19 protein-coding genes and 2 pseudogenes are annotated in these 19638 nt (G+C 67.5%); 14 read left to right on the forward strand and 7 right to left on the reverse strand.

Features of this window, described 5'->3' with window-relative positions; genetic code table 11:
• Nucleotides 1-4: 4 nt before the first annotated feature.
• Nucleotides 5-1180 (reverse strand): acyl-CoA dehydrogenase family protein, encoded by a 1176-nt coding sequence (locus K9U37_RS11345; protein ID WP_243071772.1) that lies wholly within the window; start codon nt 1178-1180, stop codon nt 5-7.
• 149 nt (nt 1181-1329) lie between these two features.
• Between K9U37_RS11345 and K9U37_RS11350 the strand changes: the two genes are divergently transcribed.
• The gene (locus K9U37_RS11350) at nt 1330-2646 is read left to right on the forward strand and encodes an HNH endonuclease signature motif containing protein (protein ID WP_243071773.1); all 1317 of its coding nucleotides are present in this window, start codon (nt 1330-1332) and stop codon (nt 2644-2646) included.
• Complete coding sequence (locus tag K9U37_RS11355) at nt 2630-2839, forward strand: hypothetical protein (RefSeq protein ID WP_243071774.1); 210 nt, start codon at nt 2630-2632, stop codon at nt 2837-2839. Before K9U37_RS11350 ends, K9U37_RS11355 begins: the two co-directional genes overlap by 17 nt.
• Nucleotides 2840-2992: 153 nt before the next feature.
• Here K9U37_RS11355 and K9U37_RS11360 read toward each other — a convergent pair whose 3' ends face one another.
• Nucleotides 2993-3883, reverse strand: coding sequence for a PAC2 family protein (locus K9U37_RS11360; protein WP_243071775.1), 891 nt, complete (start codon nt 3881-3883; stop codon nt 2993-2995).
• Between the two features lie 63 nt (nt 3884-3946).
• On the opposite strand from K9U37_RS11360, the pseudogene K9U37_RS20500 reads away from it, so the two are divergent.
• The 3 genes and pseudogenes from K9U37_RS20500 to K9U37_RS11370 form a co-directional block, all read left to right on the forward strand.
• Nucleotides 3947-4081, forward strand: a pseudogene (locus tag K9U37_RS20500) (hypothetical protein); the annotation flags it as partial.
• 134 nt (nt 4082-4215) lie between these two features.
• Nucleotides 4216-7977, forward strand: coding sequence for a methionine synthase (gene metH / locus K9U37_RS11365; RefSeq protein WP_243071776.1), 3762 nt, complete (start codon nt 4216-4218; stop codon nt 7975-7977).
• Between the two features lie 35 nt (nt 7978-8012).
• Nucleotides 8013-8696 (forward strand): HAD family hydrolase, encoded by a 684-nt coding sequence (locus K9U37_RS11370; protein ID WP_243071777.1) that lies wholly within the window; start codon nt 8013-8015, stop codon nt 8694-8696.
• 116 nt (nt 8697-8812) lie between these two features.
• On the opposite strand, the gene K9U37_RS11375 is transcribed toward K9U37_RS11370, so the two are convergent.
• Nucleotides 8813-9013: a hypothetical protein gene (locus tag K9U37_RS11375; RefSeq protein WP_243071778.1), complete on the reverse strand. Its 201-nt coding sequence runs from the start codon at nt 9011-9013 to the stop codon at nt 8813-8815.
• Between the two features lie 121 nt (nt 9014-9134).
• Between K9U37_RS11375 and K9U37_RS11380 the strand changes: the two genes are divergently transcribed.
• Genes K9U37_RS11380 through K9U37_RS11390 form a run of 3 tightly spaced genes read left to right on the forward strand, consistent with a single transcriptional unit; the run spans nt 9135 to nt 10796 of the window.
• Nucleotides 9135-9416 (forward strand): phosphoribosyl-ATP diphosphatase, encoded by a 282-nt coding sequence (locus K9U37_RS11380; RefSeq protein WP_243071779.1) that lies wholly within the window; start codon nt 9135-9137, stop codon nt 9414-9416.
• A 9-nt stretch (nt 9417-9425) separates the two neighbouring features.
• Nucleotides 9426-10280, forward strand: a complete 855-nt coding sequence (gene hisG / locus K9U37_RS11385) for an ATP phosphoribosyltransferase (RefSeq protein WP_243073340.1) — start codon at nt 9426-9428, stop codon at nt 10278-10280.
• Nucleotides 10281-10313: 33 nt separating this feature from the next.
• Nucleotides 10314-10796, forward strand: a complete 483-nt coding sequence (locus K9U37_RS11390) for a DUF4126 family protein (RefSeq protein ID WP_243071780.1) — start codon at nt 10314-10316, stop codon at nt 10794-10796.
• A gap of 81 nt (nt 10797-10877) precedes the next feature.
• Here the strand turns inward: K9U37_RS11390 and K9U37_RS11395 are convergent, their stop codons facing one another.
• Nucleotides 10878-11729: a RecB family exonuclease gene (locus K9U37_RS11395; protein ID WP_243071781.1), complete on the reverse strand. Its 852-nt coding sequence runs from the start codon at nt 11727-11729 to the stop codon at nt 10878-10880.
• Between the two features lie 78 nt (nt 11730-11807).
• Here K9U37_RS11395 and trmI point away from each other — a divergent pair, with 78 nt between their 5' ends.
• Nucleotides 11808-12665: a tRNA (adenine(58)-N(1))-methyltransferase TrmI gene (gene trmI / locus K9U37_RS11400; RefSeq protein ID WP_243071782.1), complete on the forward strand. Its 858-nt coding sequence runs from the start codon at nt 11808-11810 to the stop codon at nt 12663-12665.
• Nucleotides 12666-12680: 15 nt separating this feature from the next.
• Here the strand turns inward: trmI and K9U37_RS11405 are convergent, their stop codons facing one another.
• The 3 genes and pseudogenes from K9U37_RS11405 to K9U37_RS11415 form a co-directional block, all read right to left on the reverse strand.
• Nucleotides 12681-12974, reverse strand: a complete 294-nt coding sequence (locus K9U37_RS11405) for a DUF503 domain-containing protein (RefSeq protein WP_243071783.1) — start codon at nt 12972-12974, stop codon at nt 12681-12683.
• Nucleotides 12975-13588, reverse strand: a pseudogene (lppK, locus tag K9U37_RS11410) (lipoprotein LppK). It lies immediately after the preceding gene.
• 11 nt (nt 13589-13599) lie between these two features.
• Complete coding sequence (locus K9U37_RS11415) at nt 13600-14094, reverse strand: MTB12 family secreted protein (protein WP_372489502.1); 495 nt, start codon at nt 14092-14094, stop codon at nt 13600-13602.
• A 147-nt stretch (nt 14095-14241) separates the two neighbouring features.
• On the opposite strand from K9U37_RS11415, the gene arc reads away from it, so the two are divergent.
• From arc to prcA, 5 genes are all read left to right on the forward strand, one after another.
• The gene (gene arc / locus K9U37_RS11420; RefSeq protein ID WP_243071785.1) at nt 14242-16050 is read left to right on the forward strand and encodes a proteasome ATPase; all 1809 of its coding nucleotides are present in this window, start codon (nt 14242-14244) and stop codon (nt 16048-16050) included.
• A 123-nt stretch (nt 16051-16173) separates the two neighbouring features.
• The gene (gene dop, locus K9U37_RS11425; protein ID WP_243071786.1) at nt 16174-17682 is read left to right on the forward strand and encodes a depupylase/deamidase Dop; all 1509 of its coding nucleotides are present in this window, start codon (nt 16174-16176) and stop codon (nt 17680-17682) included.
• Nucleotides 17683-17787: 105 nt separating this feature from the next.
• Nucleotides 17788-17982 (forward strand): ubiquitin-like protein Pup, encoded by a 195-nt coding sequence (locus K9U37_RS11430; RefSeq protein WP_108059026.1) that lies wholly within the window; start codon nt 17788-17790, stop codon nt 17980-17982.
• The gene (gene prcB, locus K9U37_RS11435) at nt 17979-18857 is read left to right on the forward strand and encodes a proteasome subunit beta (RefSeq protein ID WP_243071787.1); all 879 of its coding nucleotides are present in this window, start codon (nt 17979-17981) and stop codon (nt 18855-18857) included. Before K9U37_RS11430 ends, prcB begins: the two co-directional genes overlap by 4 nt.
• Nucleotides 18857-19627 (forward strand): proteasome subunit alpha, encoded by a 771-nt coding sequence (gene prcA, locus K9U37_RS11440; protein WP_243071788.1) that lies wholly within the window; start codon nt 18857-18859, stop codon nt 19625-19627. The genes prcB and prcA overlap by 1 nt, the downstream gene beginning before the upstream one ends.
• Nucleotides 19628-19638 lie beyond the last annotated feature (11 nt).

Genomic DNA, 19638 nt, shown 5'->3' on the forward strand with positions numbered 1-19638 from the left:
GCCCTCACAGTCCAAGAATCGTCGAAGAGATGATGGTGCGCTGAACCTCGTTGCTGCCGCCGTAGATCGAGGTCTTGCGGAAGTTGAGGTAGCGCGGCGCGGCGTGCTGGGCCCATTGCGGTGAGTCGATGGCGTCGCCACCGGCGAAGGGCAGCGCGTCCGGCCCGGCGACCTCCACCAGGAGCTCGGTGACAGCCTGCTGCAGTTGGCTGCCGCGCAGCTTGAGGATCGACGAGGCCGGATTCGGCTTGCCGGTGGCCTCGTCTCCGCTGACGCGCAGCTGGGTGAGTTCCAGTGCCAGCAACTCGTTTTCGATCTCGGCCACCCGTGATGCGAAAAGCGGATCCGCCAGCAGGGTTCCGCCACCGACAGAGGTCTCGGCGGCGCGCCCCTTGACGTCGGACAACCACACCTTGGTGGTGCCGATCCGGGCGATGCCGGTGCGTTCGTTGGACAGCAGGAACTTCGCGTAGCTCCAGCCCTGGTTCTCCTCGCCGACGAGTTGGTTGGCGGGCACCCGGACGTCCTCGAAGAAGACCTCGTTGACCTCGTAGCTGCCGTCGATCAGCTTGATCGGCCGGATGGTGATGCCCGGCGTGGACATCTCGACGAGGATGAACGAGATGCCGGCCTGCTTCTTCGGCGCGTCCGGGTTGGTGCGGGCGAGCACGAAGATCCAGTCGGCGAACTGGCCCAGCGTGGTCCAGGTCTTCTGGCCGTTGATCACGTAGTCGTCCCCGTCGCGGACCGCGACGGTCCGCAGCGAAGCCAGATCGGAGCCGGCTTCAGGCTCGGAGAAGCCCTGGCACCACCAGATGTCGAGGTTGGCGGTGGCGGGCAGGAAGCGTTCCTTGATCTCCTGCGACCCGAACTGAGCGATGACCGGACCGACCATGCTGGCGTTGAAGGCCAGCGGCTCGGGCACACGGGCCATCCGCATCTGGTCGGCCCAGATCTGACGCTGCAGCGGCGACCAGTCCTTGCCGCCCCACTCCACCGGCCAGTTCGGCACCGCAAGCCCGGCCTTGTTCAGGATGCGGGTTGTCGAGACGATGTCGTCGGGCCAGTTCAGAGCGTCGTTACGGGCTCGTTCCCGGATCTCGGCCGGGACCTCGGTGGTGAAGAACTCGCGCAACTCGTCGCGGAGTTTCGCGTCCTCATCGCTCAGTGCCAGTCTCACGATTGCGACCTCACTTCGTCGTGATTTGTTACTCGTCGGTACCCGATCTCAAACGGTATCGCAGCCCTACCAACTGGTCGGCAGGACGACCCCCGGTGGTCAGGATGTGAACAGCATCTCTTGTCGGTGCCTCGCCATAGTATTCGAACATGAGTTCGATCAGTGTGGCGCTGGATGCGCTGGACGCGGCGGTCGAACTGTTGGGGGCCGCCGACGTACGGGAGTTGTGTGCGCCGGAACGCTTCGCGGCGGTGGACCGGTTGGAGACGGCGCTGCGCAGGCAGATCGCGATCTCGCGCGAGCAGCTCACCCATCTGGAGCAGTACGAGGGTTGCCCGCCGGTGGGCATCGTGTTGGCCGACATGCTGCGGATCAGTCGCCGGGAGGCCAAGCGGCGGCTGGGCGACGCTGGGCAGCTTGCCCCGCGCACCACGTTGACCGGTGAACAGCTGCCGCCGCTGTTGCCGGCCACGGCCAAGGCGTGGGACGCCGGTCTGCTCGATCTCGAACACCTGCGGGTGATTCAGAAGTTCTTCCGCGAGTTGCCCGATCATGTGCCACCGGCACAGGTGGAGAAGGCCGAGCGATCGTTGGCTGAGCATGCCCAGAGTCTGCGGCCCGATCAGTTGGAGAAGGTGGCAGCGCGGCTGGCGACCCACCTCAATCCGGACGGGACGTTTTCCGAGGAGGATCGGGCGCGCAAGCGCGGGTTCGTGTGGTGCGGCGGACAGCGGCCCGACGGGATGAGCGTGGGCAGGCTGGTGGCCGATCCGGAGTTGCGGGCGATGTTGGATGCCTGGTTGGCGAAGTTCGCCGCTCCCGGGATGTGCAACCCGGATGGCGGCGATGGGCAACGTGATCTGCGTGGGCACGGCCAGCGCCAGCATGACGCGTTGGCCGAGTTGGTGCGCGGCCGGTTGGGTGACCCGAAACTGGGCCAGCACAACGGACTTCCGGTGACAGTGATCGTGACCGCGACGGTGCAGGACCTGCAGGCCAAGACCGGTCACGCGGTCACCGCCGGCGGCACCCTAATCCCGATGAGCGACGTGATCCGGATGGCGACGCCGGCGTACAACTATCTGGCGGTCTTCGACGGGGTGACGGGTAAGTCGCTGTGGTTGGGTCGAAAGAAGCGCCTCGCCTCGGCCGAGCAGCGAATCATGTTGCTGAGCAAGGAGCGTGGGTGTACTGCGCCGGGGTGCACTGTGCGCGGTTATGACTGTCAGGTTCATCATGCGGTCACGGACTGGAACCGTGGCGGCAACACTGACATCGACGACCTGACGCTGGCCTGCAAGCGGGACAACCTGCACGCGGAGAACGATGGCTGGGGCACTCGCAAGCTGCCCAACGGCCACACCGAGTGGATTCCGCCACCGGGCGTGCCCCTGATCGGCGGCACCAACTCATACCACCACCCCGAGCGGCTGCTGCCCGACGACGGGGATGAGGACGACCCTTGAGGTCGGGCCGGCCAAGACCGGGGCAGACAAGTGGGCCGTGAAGCTGGAGGCCGCGAACACGCGTCTGGCCGCTGAGCTGGCCAAGGCCAGGCAGGCTAACGAGGTCCCGGGGAAACTATTCGAGCTGTTGTCGCTGCTGTCCAACGGCTCGGACGGCGAGACCGGGCAGCACCCTTGGTCGACGGCGCCGTGAACGAGCTGGAGCCGCTGGTCGGCGGGGTGGCCACGCGCCGGCTGAGCGGAAAGTCCCGCGCCGCGCTGCACCGGCAGCGCAACCCGAAACCGCGCGTGCATGGACCGCGGCGTCCTGCCACGCACCCGTCGTCGATTATCCCCACATCGGAACTCAGCCCCGGAAGCCCGGACCCCGCCGGCGCAGATAGCGCTCGAACTCCGCGGCCAGCGCGTCGCCGTCGATCTTCGACAGCGCCTCGTTCATGTCCACCTCGGCGTCGCCGCGCTGCTCGAGGGCGGACACGTACTCGGCGATCTCTTCGTCCTCGGCGGTCATCTCGGTGACGGCCTGCTCCCACTCCTCGGCCTGGGCGGGCAGCTCACCCAGCGGCACCTCGATGTCGAGGACGTCCTCGACACGGCGCAGCAGCGCGACGGTGGCCTTCGGATTGGGCGGCTGCGAGACGTAGTGCGGAACAGCAGCCCAGAACGTCACCGCGGGGATGCCGGCGGCCACACACGCGTCCTGGAACACCCCGGCAATCCCGGTCGGCCCCTCGTACCTGGTCTCCTCGAGACCGAAGAACTTGGCCGACTCGGGGGAATAGGCCGCACCCGACACCGGCACCGGCCGGGTATGCGGCGTGTCGGCCAGCAGAGCGCCCAGGATCACGACGGTGTCGACGTTGAGCTTGTCGGCGATCGCGAGCAGCTCTGCGCAGAACGTGCGCCACCTCATATTGGGCTCCACGCCGTGCATCAGCACGATGTCGCGATCCGAGCCCGGCGGGCGGCAGTGCGCGATGCGCATCGACGGCCACACCAGTTCGCGGGTGACGCCGTCGACCTGCCGGATGACGGGGCGATTCACCTGGTAGTCGTAATAGGCTTCGTCGTCAATCTCGACGATCGTCTCGGCCTCCCAGATCGCGTCGAGATGCTCGACCGCATCACTGGCCGCGTCGCCGGCGTCGTTCCAGCCCTCGAACGCCGCAACAATGATGGTGTTGCGGAGTTCGGGCAGGTCCGGGCCCTTGGCACCGCTGTAGCTCGACGGAGTCACCAGTTCAGCGTAAGGCTTGCGCGGCTGCGGTGAGCCGTCTCCGACCGACAACCCTGGTGTGCCATGGGCACGCAGTTGCAGGCCGCCGATCTGACCCTCGACGACTTCCGCGCACTGGAGGGCTGCAACGAGACGAAATACGTTCGGCTGCAATCTGGTTAACCCGGTAACTACTACCTTGTCGACAGGATCCGCGAGCGTCCAGACGTCGCTCAGATGGTTGACGACGTAGACTTTTCGGGTCGAGAGGCGTTGCAACGGTTCCGGGTCCGTACCGGTATCCGCCACGCTCGGCAGAGTCAAGGACGCCTTCCGCCACGGAAGGAGTGCACGTGACCACCCCTGAGCAGGACAACTTTGAGCCGAACATCCGGCCCGACTGCACCGACGAGCTGACAGCTGCTCTGAGCCAGCGGATCGTGGTGATCGACGGTGCGATGGGCACGGCGATCCAGCGGGACCGGCCGGACGAGGCCGGTTACCGCGGCGAGCGGTTCAAAGACTGGCCGAGCGATCTCGTGGGCAACAACGATCTGCTGACCCTGACACAGCCGCACATCATCTCCGGCATCCACCGCGAGTACCTCGAGGCGGGCGCCGACATCCTGGAGACCAACACGTTCAACGCGAACGCGGTCTCGCTCTCCGACTACGGCATGTCGGAGCTGAGCTACGAACTGAACTACGCCGGCGCTGCGCTGGCCCGCAAGGCCTGCGACGAGTTCAGCACCGCAGAGCGGCCCTGCTACGTCGCCGGGGCGCTGGGGCCGACGACGCGGACCGCGTCGATCTCGCCGGACGTCAACGATCCGGGAGCCCGCAACGTCTCCTACGATCAACTGGTTGCCGCCTACCTCGACGCCGCCAACGGCCTGGTTGACGGCGGTGCCGACATCCTCATCGTCGAGACGATCTTCGACACGCTCAACGCCAAGGCGGCAGTGTTCGCCATCGAGACGCTGTTCGAGGACCGCGGACGCCGCTGGCCGGTGATCATCTCGGGCACCATCACCGATGCGTCCGGACGGACTTTGTCCGGTCAGGTCACCGAAGCGTTCTGGAACTCGATCAGGCACGCAAAGCCGATTGCGGTAGGCCTCAACTGCGCACTGGGCGCGCCGGAGATGAGGCCGTACATCGCCGAGATGGCGCGCATCGCGGACACCTTCGTCTCCTGCTACCCGAACGCCGGCCTGCCCAACGCCTTCGGCGAGTACGACGAGTCCCCGAAGCGTCAGGCCGGTTACCTCGGCGAATTCGCCGAGGCGGGTCTGGTCAACCTGGTCGGTGGTTGCTGCGGAACGACACCGGCGCACATCGCCGAAATCGTCAAGGTCGTCGAGGGCAAGCCGCCGCGGAAGGTGCCGGAGATCCCGGTCGCCACCCGGCTCGCCGGCCTGGAGCCGCTCAACATCACCGACGACTCGCTGTTCGTGAACATCGGTGAGCGCACCAACATCACCGGCTCTGCCCGGTTCCGCAACCTGATCAAGGCTGAGGACTACGACACCGCGCTATCGGTCGCCCTGCAGCAGGTCCAGGTCGGTGCGCAAGTGATCGACATCAACATGGACGAAGGCATGATCGACGGTGTCGCCGCGATGGACCGGTTCACCAAGCTGATCGCGGCCGAGCCGGACATCAGCCGCGTCCCGGTGATGATCGACTCCTCCAGGTGGGAGGTCATCGAGGCGGGCCTGAAGAACGTGCAGGGCAAGCCGATCGTCAACTCGATCTCCATGAAGGAGGGCGGCGAGAAGTTCGTCCGCGAGGCACGGCTGTGCCGCAAGTACGGCGCCGCCGTCGTCGTCATGGCCTTCGACGAGCAGGGTCAGGCCGACAACCTGGAACGCCGCAAGGAGATTTGCAGCCGCGCCTACCGGATCCTGACCCAAGAGGTCGGCTTCCCGGCCGAGGACATCATCTTCGACCCGAACTGCTTCGCACTGGCGACCGGTATCGAGGAGCATGCGACCTACGGGATCGACTTCATCGAGGCCTGCGCCTGGATCAAGGAAAACCTTCTCGGGGTGCACATCTCGGGCGGCATCTCGAACGTGTCATTCTCGTTCCGGGGCAACAACCCCGTCCGCGAGGCGATCCACGCGGTGTTCCTGTTCCACGCCATCAAGGCCGGCCTCGACATGGGCATCGTCAACGCCGGTGCGCTGGTGCCCTACGACTCGATCGACCCCGAGTTACGGGATCGCATCGAGGATGTCGTCCTGAACCGTCGCAAGGATGCGGCCGAACGACTCCTGGAGATCGCCGAGCGGTTCAACAGCACGGACAAGGCCGAGGACCCGGCGGCGGCGCAGTGGCGCAGCCTCCCGATCCGCGAGCGGATCACCCACGCCCTGGTCAAGGGCATCGACGCCCATGTTGACGCCGACACCGAGGAATTGCGGGCCGAAATCGCCGCCGCAGGCGGTCGCCCCATCGAGGTGATCGAGGGCCCGTTGATGGACGGCATGAACGTCGTCGGTGACCTCTTCGGCGCGGGCAAGATGTTCCTGCCCCAGGTCGTGAAGTCGGCCCGGGTGATGAAGAAGGCCGTGGCCTGCCTGCTGCCGTACATCGAGGCGGAAAAAAAAGCGGCAGGCGCCACCCCAGATGACGGGGTAGGTAAGGACACCAACGGCACGATCATCATGGCGACCGTCAAGGGCGATGTCCACGACATCGGCAAGAACATCGTCGGAGTCGTCCTGCAGTGCAACAACTTCGAAGTGATCGACCTCGGTGTGATGGTGCCTGCGAGCAAGATCCTGGACGCCGCGAAAGAGCACGACGCCGACATCATCGGGCTGTCCGGTCTGATCACCCCGTCCCTGGACGAGATGGTCAACTTCGCCGTCGAGATGGAACGCGAGGGTCTGCAGATTCCGCTGCTGATCGGTGGCGCGACCACGTCGCGCGCGCACACGGCCGTGAAGGTGGCGCCACGTCGCAGCGGTCCGGTGGTCTGGGTCAAGGACGCGTCCCGCTCGGTGCCGGTCGCTGCGGCACTGCTCGACGACAAGCAGCGTCCAGCCTTGCTGGAGGCCACCGAGAAGGATTACGCCTCCCTTCGCGAACGGCATGCTCAGAAGAACGAGCGGCCGATGCTGACGCTGGAGAAGGCGCGCGCCAACCGGACGCCGATCGAGTGGGACGGCTACCCGCCACCGGCGCCCGCGCAGGGCCTCGGCGTGCGGGAGTTCGGTGACTACGACCTCGCCGAGCTGCGCGAATACATCGACTGGCAGCCATTCTTCAACGCCTGGGAGATGAAGGGCCGGTTCCCCGACATCCTCAACAACCCGGCCTCGGGCGAGACCGCCCGCAAGCTCTACGACGACGCCCAGGAGATGCTCGACACCCTGATCAAGGAAAAGTGGCTGAGGGCCAACGGGGTGATCGGGTTCTTCCCGGCGAACGCGGTCGGTGACGACATCGAGGTCTACACCGACGAGACCCGCACCCGGGTGCTGGCCACGCTGCACAACCTGCGCCAACAGGGCCAGCACCGGGACGGCATCCCGAACCGGTCACTGGGCGACTACATCGCGCCCAAACACACGGGTCTGGCCGACTACATCGGCGCGTTCGCCGTCACCGCGGGGCTCGGCAGCCAGGACAAGATCGCAGAGTTCAAGGCGGCCCACGACGACTACAACGCGATCCTGCTGGAGTCGCTCGCCGACCGGCTGGCCGAAGCGTTCGCCGAGCGGATGCATCAGCGGGTCCGCACGGAGTTCTGGGGATACCAGCCCGACGAGCGCCTGGACAACGAGGCCCTCATCGGTGAGAAGTACCGCGGGATCCGCCCTGCCCCCGGCTACCCGGCCTGCCCGGAACACACCGAGAAGACGACGCTCTGGGAGTTGCTGGACGTCAAGAACCGGACCGGCATCGAGCTGACCGAGTCGATGGCGATGTGGCCCGGCGCTGCCGTCAGCGGCTGGTACTTCTCGCACCCGCAGTCGCAGTACTTCGTGGTCGGACGGATAGCCGCGGACCAGGTCGCCGACTACGCGAAGCGCAAGGGCTGGACCACGCAGGAAGCCGAGCGCTGGCTCGCCCCGAACCTCGGCTACGACCCGGAGGACTGAGCCCTACGGATCGGTAGGCGTGGCACAATCGTGCGGTGCGAGCGGTCTTGTGGGACATGGACGGCACCCTAGTCGACTCCGAAAAGCTATGGGATGTCGCGATCAACGAGCTGTATCGCCGTCGTGGGCGGGTGCTGGCACCCGAGGTCCGCGGCGCCACGGTGGGCGGTTCGGCCGACGGGGTGATCCGCATCGTGTTCGACGATCTGGGTCTGGATCCGAACCCGGAGCACATGGCAGAGGTTGCTGACTGGATGCACGACTACGTCGGGGAATTGTTCACGACCGGTTTGCCGTGGTGTCCTGGCGCTCGGGAACTGCTCGACGCGTTACTGGCCGCCGACGTCCCGATGGCACTGGTGACCAACACCCGTCGGGCCCTGACCGAAAACGCGCTGAATAGCATTGGAAGGCAATATTTTTCGGTGACTGTCTGCGGTGACGAGGTCCCGGCGGGGAAGCCCGCTCCGGACGTCTACCTCCGCGCCGCTGAACTGCTAGATTTCGGCGCGGGTGATTGTCTGGCGATCGAGGACTCGATCGCCGGCACCGCTGCCGCCGAGGACGCCGGTTGCCCGGTGTTGGTGGTGCCCAACGACGTCGAGGTTCCGATCACCCCGCGGCGCCGGCACGTTTCGTCGCTCACGCAGGTGGGCATCCCGCAACTGCGTGAGATCTACGCCGAACTGCAGCTCGGGCTCGGCGAACGCTCCGCGTGAGGCTGCCGGTCAATATCGGCGTGTCGACGGTCTGACTGTGCGAAGGTAGTCGTTACTTCGTTTGCGCGGAGCGGCGGAAGGGACGCCGCATGGCCGGGCAGGGCCCCGAGCCACAGTCACGGCACGTCGGTGTACTGCCAGGCGGCCCCGGATGTCGAGAACGTGAGGCCCTTGTCGGTCTTCACTGACGCAGGAGAGCGCACCAGGATCGCGTTCGGAGTGACGCTCTGGCCGCGATCGTCGGTGACGGTCTGCGGCGCACCCGTCACACCGAGCCCGCCGCCGGACGCCTGGCAGCCCGCCCAGGTGCGGGTCACGATGACGCAGCGCCAGCTGCGCTGGCGCCGATGAAGTAATACCCGGCGACGTCGTCGGTCTTGGCGCCGAGCCCCGGCTCGCAGGCCCACGGGAAACCGCCGTGACGGCGCATCGGCCGCCATGAAACAATCGCAGCCCGTGAAGACCTTCGAGGAACTGTTCGCCGAGCTGGGGGAGCGTGCGAGCACGCGTCCCGCGGGTAGCGCCACCGTCGCCGCCCTGGACGCCGGCGTGCACAGCCTCGGCAAGAAGATCCTCGAGGAGGCCGGTGAGGTCTGGCTGGCCGCCGAGCACGAACCCGACGAGGCGCTGGCCGAGGAGATCAGTCAGCTGCTGTATTGGACGCAGGTACTGATGGTGGCCCGTGGTCTGAGCCTCGACGACATCTACCGGAAGCTCTAGATGGCTGCCATGTTGCGCGTCGCCGTCCCCAACAAGGGGGCCCTGTCCGAATCCGCCGCAGAGATCCTCTCCGAGGCGGGCTACCGCCGGCGCAGCGACCCCAAGGACCTCACCGTCATCGACCGGGCCAACGGTGTCGAGTTCTTCTTCCTGCGGCCCAAGGACATCGCCATCTACGTCGGCTCCGGCCAGCTCGACTTCGGCATCACCGGCCGCGACCTGGCGGCCGAATCCGAGGCGCCCGTGCACGAGCGGCTGGCACTGGGCTTCGGCTCGTCCAGCTTCCGGTATGCCGGCCCGGCCGGCCGAGACTGGTCCGTCGCTGATCTGGCCGGCAAGCGAATCGCCACCGCTTACCCGAATCTTGTTCGAAAAGACCTGCGGGACAAGGGCATTGATGCGAGGGTGATCCGGCTGGACGGCGCGGTCGAGATCTCGATCCAACTCGGTGTGGCCGACGCGATTGCCGACGTGGTGGGCTCTGGTCGCACCCTGAGCCTGCACAACCTGGTGGCCTTCGGCGATTCGCTGTGCGATTCCGAGGCGGTGCTCGTCGAGCGCACCGATGACGGCGCCGACGCCAACCGCGCCGCGCGGGACCAGCTGGCCGCCCGGGTGCAGGGCGTGGTGTTCGGCCAGCAGTACCTGATGCTCGACTACGACTGCCCGCGCCCGGTACTGCAGCGCGCCACCGAGATCACCCCCGGCCTGGAATCGCCGACCATCGCGCCGCTGGCCGATCCCGACTGGGTAGCGGTCCGCGCCCTCGTGCCGCGCCGCGACGTCAACGCGATCATGGACGAACTGGCGGCCATCGGCGCCAAGGCGATCCTGGCCTCCGACATCAGGTTCTGTCGCTTCTGAAATCGGCCAGGAGGGCCGTGCTAGCGTCCGCGTGTGACCCACGCACTCGTTCTGCTGCTGGCCCTGCTCATCGGGGTGATTGCCGGCCTGCGGGCCTTCACCGCACCGGCAGTCATGGCATGGGCGGCGTTCCTCGACTGGATCAACCTCTCCGGAACCTGGGCGTCATGGGTGGGCCACTGGGCCACCGTGACGGTGCTGACGGTGATCGCCGTCGCCGAGCTGATCTCCGACCAGATGGAGCAGACCCCCAGCCGCAAGACGGCGGTGCAGTTCGTGACGCGGCTTGTCACAGGCGGCTTCGCCGGCGCGGTGCTCGGAACCGCGTGGGGCTATCCGTGGAGCAGCCTCGGCATGGGCATCATCGGTGCCGTGCTGGGCACCATCGGCGGCTACGAGGCGCGCACCCGACTGGTCCGTGCGACCGGCGGCCGCGACCTGCCGATCGGCGTGCTCGAAGACGTGGTCGCGGCGGTCGGCGGTGTGGCGGTCGCTGTTCTGGTCAGCGTGCTCTGAATCAGCGCCGCTGCGCCAGCAGCGTCTGCGCCGAGGTGCCGATGGACCCGCGCGCCCGCGGCGTCTTCGTACACCGCGGCATCACCGTCGTGCGGCCGGCTCGCCCAGCCGCTCAGGCCAGCCCGGGTAGGGCGGCGGGGTGCCTTCGTAGACCGGACACAGCGCGCGGTGACTGCACCAGCCGCACAGCCGAGACGGGTTGGGGCGGAAATCGCCTGTCGCACCGGTTGATTGGATCGCACGCCAGATCGCCATCAAGGTCTTCTCGAAGCGCAGCAACTCGTCGAGATCAGGGGTGTAGTCCAGCAGCTGACCGTCGGCGAGATAGATCAACCGCAGCCGGGTGGCCAGCACGTCGCGCGAGCGCAGCAGCGCCACCGCGTAGAACTTCATCTGGAACAGCGCCTTGAACTCCGCCAGCGCCCGCGCTGCCGGCGGGGCCTTGCCGGTCTTGTAGTCCACCACCCTTACCTCGCCGGTGCCCGCGACGTCGATGCGGTCGACGAATCCGCGCAGCAGGGTGCCGTCGGCCAGCTCCACTTCGATGCGCTGTTCGCAGCTCGCCGGGTCGAAGCGGGTGGGGTCCTCAAGCCGGTAGTAGCCGGACAGCAGCGCACGGGCGTCGGCCAGCAGCTGCGCGCGCTCCTCGGTGCTGAGCCCCACGGTCAGCTCGGGGTGGCCGGCCAGCACCCGGTCCCAGGCCGGGTCGACCAGGGACAGCGCGGTCTGCGGGCCGCGCTCGACGGCAGGCAGCCCGTAGAGCTGCTCCAGAACGGCGTGCACCACCGACCCGCGCAGCTGCGCGGTGGATGGCGGCTCCGGCAGCCGGTCGATCGCCCGGAACCGGTACAGCAGCGGACACTGCTTGAAATCGGCGGCCCGCGACGGCGACAGCGCGGGCCGCGGTCGCTCAGTGGTCGCCCGATCAGACATAGGCCGAAGCCTAGGCGCGGACACCGACATGGCGAGCCCGCGCGGTGCGGCGAGTCCGCTATGGCAGGCTGAACGGCTGTGACTGAGCGCGCGGCAGCCCCGCGAAGGACCGGGCCCTTCGTTGTCGGGGACCGCGTTCAGCTCACCGACCCCAAGGGCCGGCACTACACGATGATCCTGTCGCCGGGCAGCGAGTTCCACACCCACCGCGGAGCCATCGCCCACGACACGGTGATCGGCCTGCCCGAGGGCAGCGTGGTCAAGTCCACCAACGGCGACGCCTTCCTGGTGCTGCGCCCGCTGCTGATCGACTATGTGATGTCCATGCCGCGCGGCGCCCAGGTGATCTACCCCAAGGACGCCGCCCAGATCGTCCACGAGGGCGACATCTTCCCGGGCGCCCGGGTCCTGGAGGCCGGCGCCGGGTCCGGAGCGCTGACGTGCTCGCTGGTGCGCGCCGTCGGACCCGCCGGCGAGGTGATCTCCTACGAGGTACGCGACGACCATGCCGAGCACGCCCGGCGCAATGTCGACACCTTCTTCGGGCAGACCCCGGAGAACTGGCGGCTCATCGTCGGCGACCTCGTCGACTCCGAACTCGCCGAGGCCTCCGTCGACCGGGCGGTGCTCGACATGCTGGCACCGTGGGACGTGCTCGACACCGTGGCGCGGCTGTTGATCCCCGGCGGCGTGCTGATCGTCTACGTGGCCACCGTGACCCAGTTGTCCAAGACGGTCGAGGCGCTACGCGAACAGCAGTGCTGGACCGAACCGAGGGCCTGGGAGACACTGCAGCGCGGCTGGAACGTCGTCGGGCTCGCGGTGCGCCCGGAGCACAACATGCGCGGCCACACCGCGTTCCTGATCTCCGCGCGCCGGCTGGCCCCGGGAACCATCACGCCAACGCCGTTGCGGCGCAAGCGACTTCCGACCTGATTGCCGGGCTGCGACCTAGTCGTCGCTGCGGTGCAGGCCGCGCCGCGCCGACAACAGCTCGATCTGGGGACGGGAGGCGACCAGCCGTTCGGCGGCGTCGAGCACGTCGATCACATGGGCCGGGTCGGCGGCGACCACCGACAGGCCGACGCCGGCCCGGCGGTGCAGATCAAGAGAGTCGGTTTCCGCCGCAGAGACGCTGAACCGGCGCTGCAGTTCGGCGACGATCGGCCGCACCACCGAGCGCTTCTCCTTCAGTGAGCGCACGTCACCGAGCAGGATGTCGAACTCGAGCCAGCCGATCCACATTCAGGGCGTCGGCGTCGGAGCGGCGGGCGGCAGGGCTGGGCTGGGCGGTGTGGGCGCCGGGGATGGTGGCCCGGGCAGGCTGGGGGCTCCGGCTGCGTCGGTGCGCGCGTTGCCGAACGCCAGCAGCATGTCGGCGGTCTCCCGGGAAAGCTGCCAGCCGCCGTCGTGCGGGCGGAATTCCATGGGGAAGGAGAAGCCGCCCGGGTTGGCCGGATTGGACGTCGTGACGTTGATGGTGGCCAGCGCGTCGGCGGGCCGGCGGTCCGACCACATGATGCCGGTGGCGGTGAACGTCAGCGGGTTGAACCCGTTGTCGCGCAGCGCGGCGGCGAACCGGTCGATCGTCCCCGCGTCATCCGGCGTCGTGTTCTCGATGAGCTGCAGGTTGTCGGCGCCTTTGACGGCGGATCGGCCAGCCGGTAGAGCACATCGGTCAGCGCCTCGGGGGCGGCAGCGCGGCGCTGGGGGACTGCGGTGGCGCTGCCACGCCGGACTGCTGGGGTGGGGGCGGGGTTCGGGGCGGGTGTGGATTCGTCGTGGTTGGAACACCCTGACAGCGCGAGCGCCGCCACGATTGTGGCGGCGCTCAGCGCTGCTGTCGGGTTGCGACGCATCCAGCGGCGGCTCAGCTGGCGGCGGACATCAACGCCAGCGCCGATGACTTGGTCAGCTGCCAGCCGGTTGGGCTCGGACCTGCGATGAACTGGATGCTCTGGCTGGCCGACGCGCCGGTGGCCGCGGTCGCGGTGACATTCGCCGTCGCGGTCGGGCCTTCCTGGTCGATATCGGCCACGGTGAAGCTCAGCGGAAAGTAGCCCTTGGCGGAGGCGTTGCTGAAGGCGCGGTCGGCGGTGATGCCCTCGATCCGGCCCAGACCGCCCTGGATGTAGGAGGCCTTGGAGCCCGAGAACGAGCCGCGGCTCTGCAGCCCGTCGAGCGTGGCCACCAGCGCACTTTGCAACTCGGGGGCCGGTGCCTGGGGCAGCGGGGCGCCGAACACGACCGGCTGCACGGCGGGCGAGGTCATCGGCGTACTGAATGCAACCGAGGTCACACCGGCGGCAACGCCACCGACGATTGCGGCGGCCGCCATACCCGTGGCGAGGTGTTTCAGGGTCACGACTGTCCTTTCGATCATCCCGACTCACTCAACAGGTTAACAGTGTTGCCAGTGTGTCGAAATTCCTCGGGCGTACATGATCGGCCATTGGCCGGTAGCGTTGAGGTATCCGCCGCACCAACTCTCGGTGCGGGAAAGGAGCGCAACATGACTGAGTCACTGCACGAAGACCCACAGCTGTCCGGCGATGACGCTGCCGAATTGGAGCAGCTGCGCCGCGAGGCAGCGATCTTGCGCGAGCAGCTGGAGAACGCGATCGGTCAGGAAAGCTCACGCAGCGCCCGCGACGTGCACCAGCTCGAGGCGCGAATCGACTCCCTGGCGGCGCGCAACGCCAAGCTGATGGACACCCTCAAGGAGGCGCGGCAGCAGTTGCTCGCGCTGCGCGAGGAGGTCGACCGGCTGGGCCAGCCGCCGAGCGGCTACGGCGTCTTGCTGGGCTCCCACGACGATGACACCGTCGACGTGTTCACCTCGGGCCGCAAGATGCGGCTGACGTGCTCGCCCAACATCGACGTCAAGTCGCTGAAGAAGGGCCAGACCGTCCGGCTCAACGAGGCGCTGACCGTCGTCGAAGCCGGCCACTACGAGGCGGTCGGCGAGATCAGCACGCTGCGCGAGATCCTGGCCGACGGCCACCGCGCCCTGGTGGTCGGCCACGCCGACGAGGAGCGCATCGTCTGGCTGGCCGAGCCGCTGGTCGCCATGGAGGACCTGCCTCCGGAGGTGGCCGAGGACCTCGACGACGACCAGCGCGCGCGCAAGCTGCGTCCCGGTGACTCGCTGCTGGTCGACACCAAGGCCGGCTACGCCTTCGAACGCATCCCGAAGGCCGAGGTCGAGGACCTCGTGCTCGAAGAGGTGCCCGACGTCGCCTACTCCGACATCGGCGGTCTGACCCGCCAGATCGAGCAGATCCGCGACGCCGTGGAGCTGCCGTTCCTGCACAAGGACCTCTACCGGGAGTACTCGCTGCGGCCGCCCAAGGGTGTCCTGCTCTACGGCCCTCCGGGTTGCGGCAAGACGCTGATCGCCAAGGCGGTGGCCAACTCGCTGGCCAAGAAGATGGCCGAGGTCCGCGGCGACGACGCCCGCGAGGCGAAGTCGTACTTCCTCAACATCAAGGGCCCGGAACTGCTGAACAAGTTCGTCGGCGAGACCGAGCGCCACATCCGGCTGATCTTCCAGCGGGCGCGCGAGAAGGCGTCCGAGGGCACTCCGGTGATCGTGTTCTTCGACGAGATGGACTCGATCTTCCGGACCCGCGGCACCGGCGTGAGCTCGGACGTGGAGACCACTGTCGTGCCGCAGCTGCTGAGCGAGATCGACGGTGTGGAAGGCCTGGAGAACGTCATCGTGATCGGCGCCTCCAACCGCGAGGACATGATCGACCCGGCGATCCTGCGGCCCGGCCGCCTGGACGTCAAGATCAAGATCGAGCGGCCGGATGCCGAAGCGGCGCTGGACATCTTCTCGAAGTACCTCACCAAGGGCCTGCCGGTGAACGCCGACGATCTGGCCGAGTTCGACGGCGACCGCGGACAGTGCATCAGGGCGATGATCGAGAAGGTCGTCGACCGGATGTACGCCGAGATCGACGACAACCGGTTCCTGGAGGTCACCTACGCCAACGGTGACAAGGAAGTCATGTACTTCAAGGACTTCAACTCCGGTGCGATGATCCAGAACGTCGTCGACCGCGCGAAGAAGTACGCGATCAAGTCGGTGCTGGAAACGGGGCAGCGGGGTCTGCGCATCCAGCATCTGCTCGACTCGATCGTCGACGAGTTCGCCGAGAACGAGGATCTGCCCAACACCACCAATCCCGATGACTGGGCCCGGATCTCGGGCAAGAAGGGTGAGCGGATCGTCTACATCCGCACGCTGGTCACGGGCAAGAGCTCGAGTGCGTCGCGGGCGATCGACACCGAGTCGAACCTGGGCCAGTACCTCTAACCGCTGGGCTCTCAGAACTCCAGCGAGTAGGCGGGCCAGCGGCGGGGCCGATCGGCTCACCCCTGTCGTATCTCCCGTGCTCCGGCCGCGAGGCGCGCCTGGCGGACAGATAGGCTTGCGCACATGCAACGGATTATCGGAACCGAGGTCGAGTACGGCATCTCCTCGCCGTCCGACCCGACCGCCAATCCGATCCTGACCTCGACTCAGGCGGTGTTGGCATACGCCGCGGCCGCCGGCATCCAGCGGGCCAAGCGCACCCGCTGGGACTACGAGGTGGAATCGCCGCTGCGCGACGCCCGCGGCTTCGACCTGAGCCGGTCCTCGAGCCCGCCGCCGATCGTCGACGCCGACGAGATCGGCGCGGCCAACATGATCCTGACCAACGGTGCGCGGCTCTATGTCGACCACGCCCATCCCGAGTACGCCGCCCCCGAGGTCACCGATCCGCTCGATGCGGTGATCTGGGACAAGGCCGGCGAGCGTGTGATGGAAGCCGCTGCCCGGCACGTGGCCAGCGTGCCCGGAGCGGCCAAGCTGCAGTTGTACAAGAACAACGTCGACGGCAAGGGCGCCTCCTACGGCACGCACGAGAACTACCTGATGAGCCGGCAGACGCCGTTCTCGTCGGTGATCTCCGGGCTGACGCCGTTCCTGGTGTCGCGCCAGGTCGTCACCGGCTCCGGCCGGGTCGGCATCGGCCCGTCGGGTGATGAGCCCGGCTTCCAGCTGTCGCAGCGCTCGGACTACATCGAGGTCGAGGTTGGTCTGGAGACCACGCTCAAGCGGGGCATCATAAACACCCGCGACGAGCCGCACGCCGACGCCGACAAATACCGCCGGCTGCACGTCATCATCGGCGACGCCAACCTGGCCGAGACCTCGACGTATCTGAAGGTCGGCACCACCTCGCTGGTGCTCGACCTCATCGAGGAGGGCCTGCGGCACGGTCTGGACCTGTCCGACGTGGCGCTGGCCCGGCCCGTGCATGCGGTCCACGTGATCAGCCGCGACCCGTCGCTTCGGGCCGCTGTCGCGATGGCCGACGGCCGGGAGCTGACGGCGCTGGCGATCCAGCGCATCTACCTCGACCGGGTGGCCAAGCTGGTCGACGCCCGCGACCCCGATCCGCGGGCCACCGACGTCCTCGAAACCTGGGCGCACGTCCTGGATCTGCTCGAACGCGATCCGATGGATTGCGCGGAGCTGCTGGACTGGCCGGCCAAGCTGCGCCTGCTCGAGGGTTTCCGCAACCGGGAGAACCTGAGCTGGTCGGCACCCCGCCTGTACCTGGTGGATCTGCAGTACTCCGATGTGCGGCTGGACAAGGGCCTGTACAACCGACTAGTAGCCCGCGGGTCGATGAAGCGCCTGGTCACCGAACAGCAGGTGATCGACGCCGTGGACAACCCGCCGACGGACACTCGTGCCTACTTCCGCGGTGAATGCCTGCGCCGGTTCGGCGCCGACATCGCCGCGGCGAGCTGGGACTCGGTGATCTTCGACCTGGGCGGCGACTCGCTGGTCCGGATCCCGACGCTGGAGCCGCTGCGGGGCAGCAAAGCCCATGTCGGCGCCTTGCTGGATTCGGTCGACAGCGCCGCGGAACTGGTGGAACAACTGACGACCTGACGATCGTTAGACCGAGCAATACCGGTCGTGACCGGTAGGGTGGAAGAACCGGTGGCCCGTGCCGCATGGCACGACATGGCCGCCGATGACGAGCAGGAGGCAGCGATGGCTCAGGAGCAGACCAAGCGTGGTGGCGGAGGCGGCGAGGACGACGACCTCTCCGGCAACGGCGCCGGCGGGCAGGAGCGTCGCGACAAACTCGCCGAGGAGACCGACGATCTGCTCGACGAGATCGATGACGTCCTCGAGGAGAACGCCGAGGACTTCGTGCGCGCATACGTTCAAAAGGGCGGACAGTGACCTGGCCGTTCTCTGATCGCCTGGCCGCCAGTTCGTCTCTGTCCGATCTGTCCTCGTTCTCCGAGTTCCTGCGCCGCGAAGCACCGCAACTGCTGCCGACCAGCGCGGTCTCCGGCACGACCGCCACCGGGGACGCACTGCCGCACGGCACCACGATCGTGGCCCTCCGGTACCCCGGCGGTGTGTTGATCGCCGGTGACCGCCGCTCGACGCAGGGCAACATGATCGCCGGGCGTGATGTGCAGAAGGTGTACATCACCGACGACTACACGGCCACCGGCATCGCGGGCACCGCGGCCATCGCCGTCGAGTTCGCCCGGCTCTACGCCGTCGAACTCGAGCACTACGAGAAGGTCGAAGGGGTGCCGCTGACCTTCCGCGGCAAGGTCAACCGCCTGTCGACGATGGTGCGCGGCAACCTCGGTGCGGCTCTGCAGGGGTTCGTCGCACTGCCCCTTCTGGTCGGCTACGACCTCGACGATCCCGACCCGCTCGCCGCGGGCCGCATCGTGTCGTTCGACGCCGCCGGTGGCTGGAACATCGAGGAAGAGGGATATCAGTCGGTAGGCTCGGGCTCGATCTTCGCCAAGTCGTCGATCAAGAAGCTGTATGCCAATGTGACGGACGCGGATTCGGCGTTGAAGGCCGCCGTCGAGGCGCTCTACGACGCGGCCGACGACGACTCCGCCACCGGCGGGCCGGACCTGGTCCGGGGAATCTTCCCGACCGCGGTCACCATCGAAGCCGAAGGCGCGGCCGAGGTCTCCGAGGAGCGGATCTCCAGGCTGGCCCGTGACGTGATCGAAGCACGTTCTGCGACAAACACATTCGGCCCAGGTAAGGGTCCGAGCAACGAAGCACCGCGGGTGGACTAGTGAGCTTCCCATATTTCATCTCGCCTGAGCAGGCGATGCGTGAGCGTTCCGAGCTCGCGCGCAAGGGCATTGCCCGGGGCCGCAGTGTGGTCGTGCTGGCCTACGCCGGCGGTGTGCTGTTCGTCGCGGAGAACCCGTCGCGGTCGCTGCAGAAGGTCAGCGAGCTCTACGACCGGGTGGGTTTCGCCGCGGTCGGCCGGTTCAACGAATTCGACAACCTGCGCCGGGGCGGCATCCAGTTCGCCGATACCCGCGGCTACGCGTATGACCGTCGCGATGTCACCGGACGACAGCTGGCCAATGTCTATGCGCAGACGCTGGGCACGATCTTCACCGAGCAGGCCAAGCCCTACGAGGTGGAGCTGTGCGTGGCCGAGGTGGCCCACTACGGCGAGACGAAACCCCCTGAGCTGTACCGGATCACCTATGACGGCTCAATCGCCGACGAGCCGCACTTCGTGGTGATGGGCGGCACGACCGACCCGATCATCGGTGCGCTCAAGGACTCCTACTCGGAGAACGCCGAACTCGCCGACGCGGTCAGAATCGCCGTCGGCGCGCTGCGCGCCGGGATCGCCAGCACGAGCACCAACGCCACCCCGCCGAGCGAGCCCCGCGCGCTGGGGTCCTCAACGCTGGAGGTGGCGATTCTGGACGCCAACCGTCCGCGGCGGGCATTCCGCCGGATCACCGGTGCGGCGGTGGAAGCCCTACTGCAGAAAGATGATTCGGAATCAGCAGCTGCCCCCGAGGATGACAGCGCCGGTTAGCCCGTCGCGGC

The sequence above is a fragment of the Candidatus Mycolicibacterium alkanivorans genome, assembly GCF_022760805.1.
Lineage (GTDB): Bacteria > Actinomycetota > Actinomycetes > Mycobacteriales > Mycobacteriaceae > Mycobacterium > Mycobacterium alkanivorans.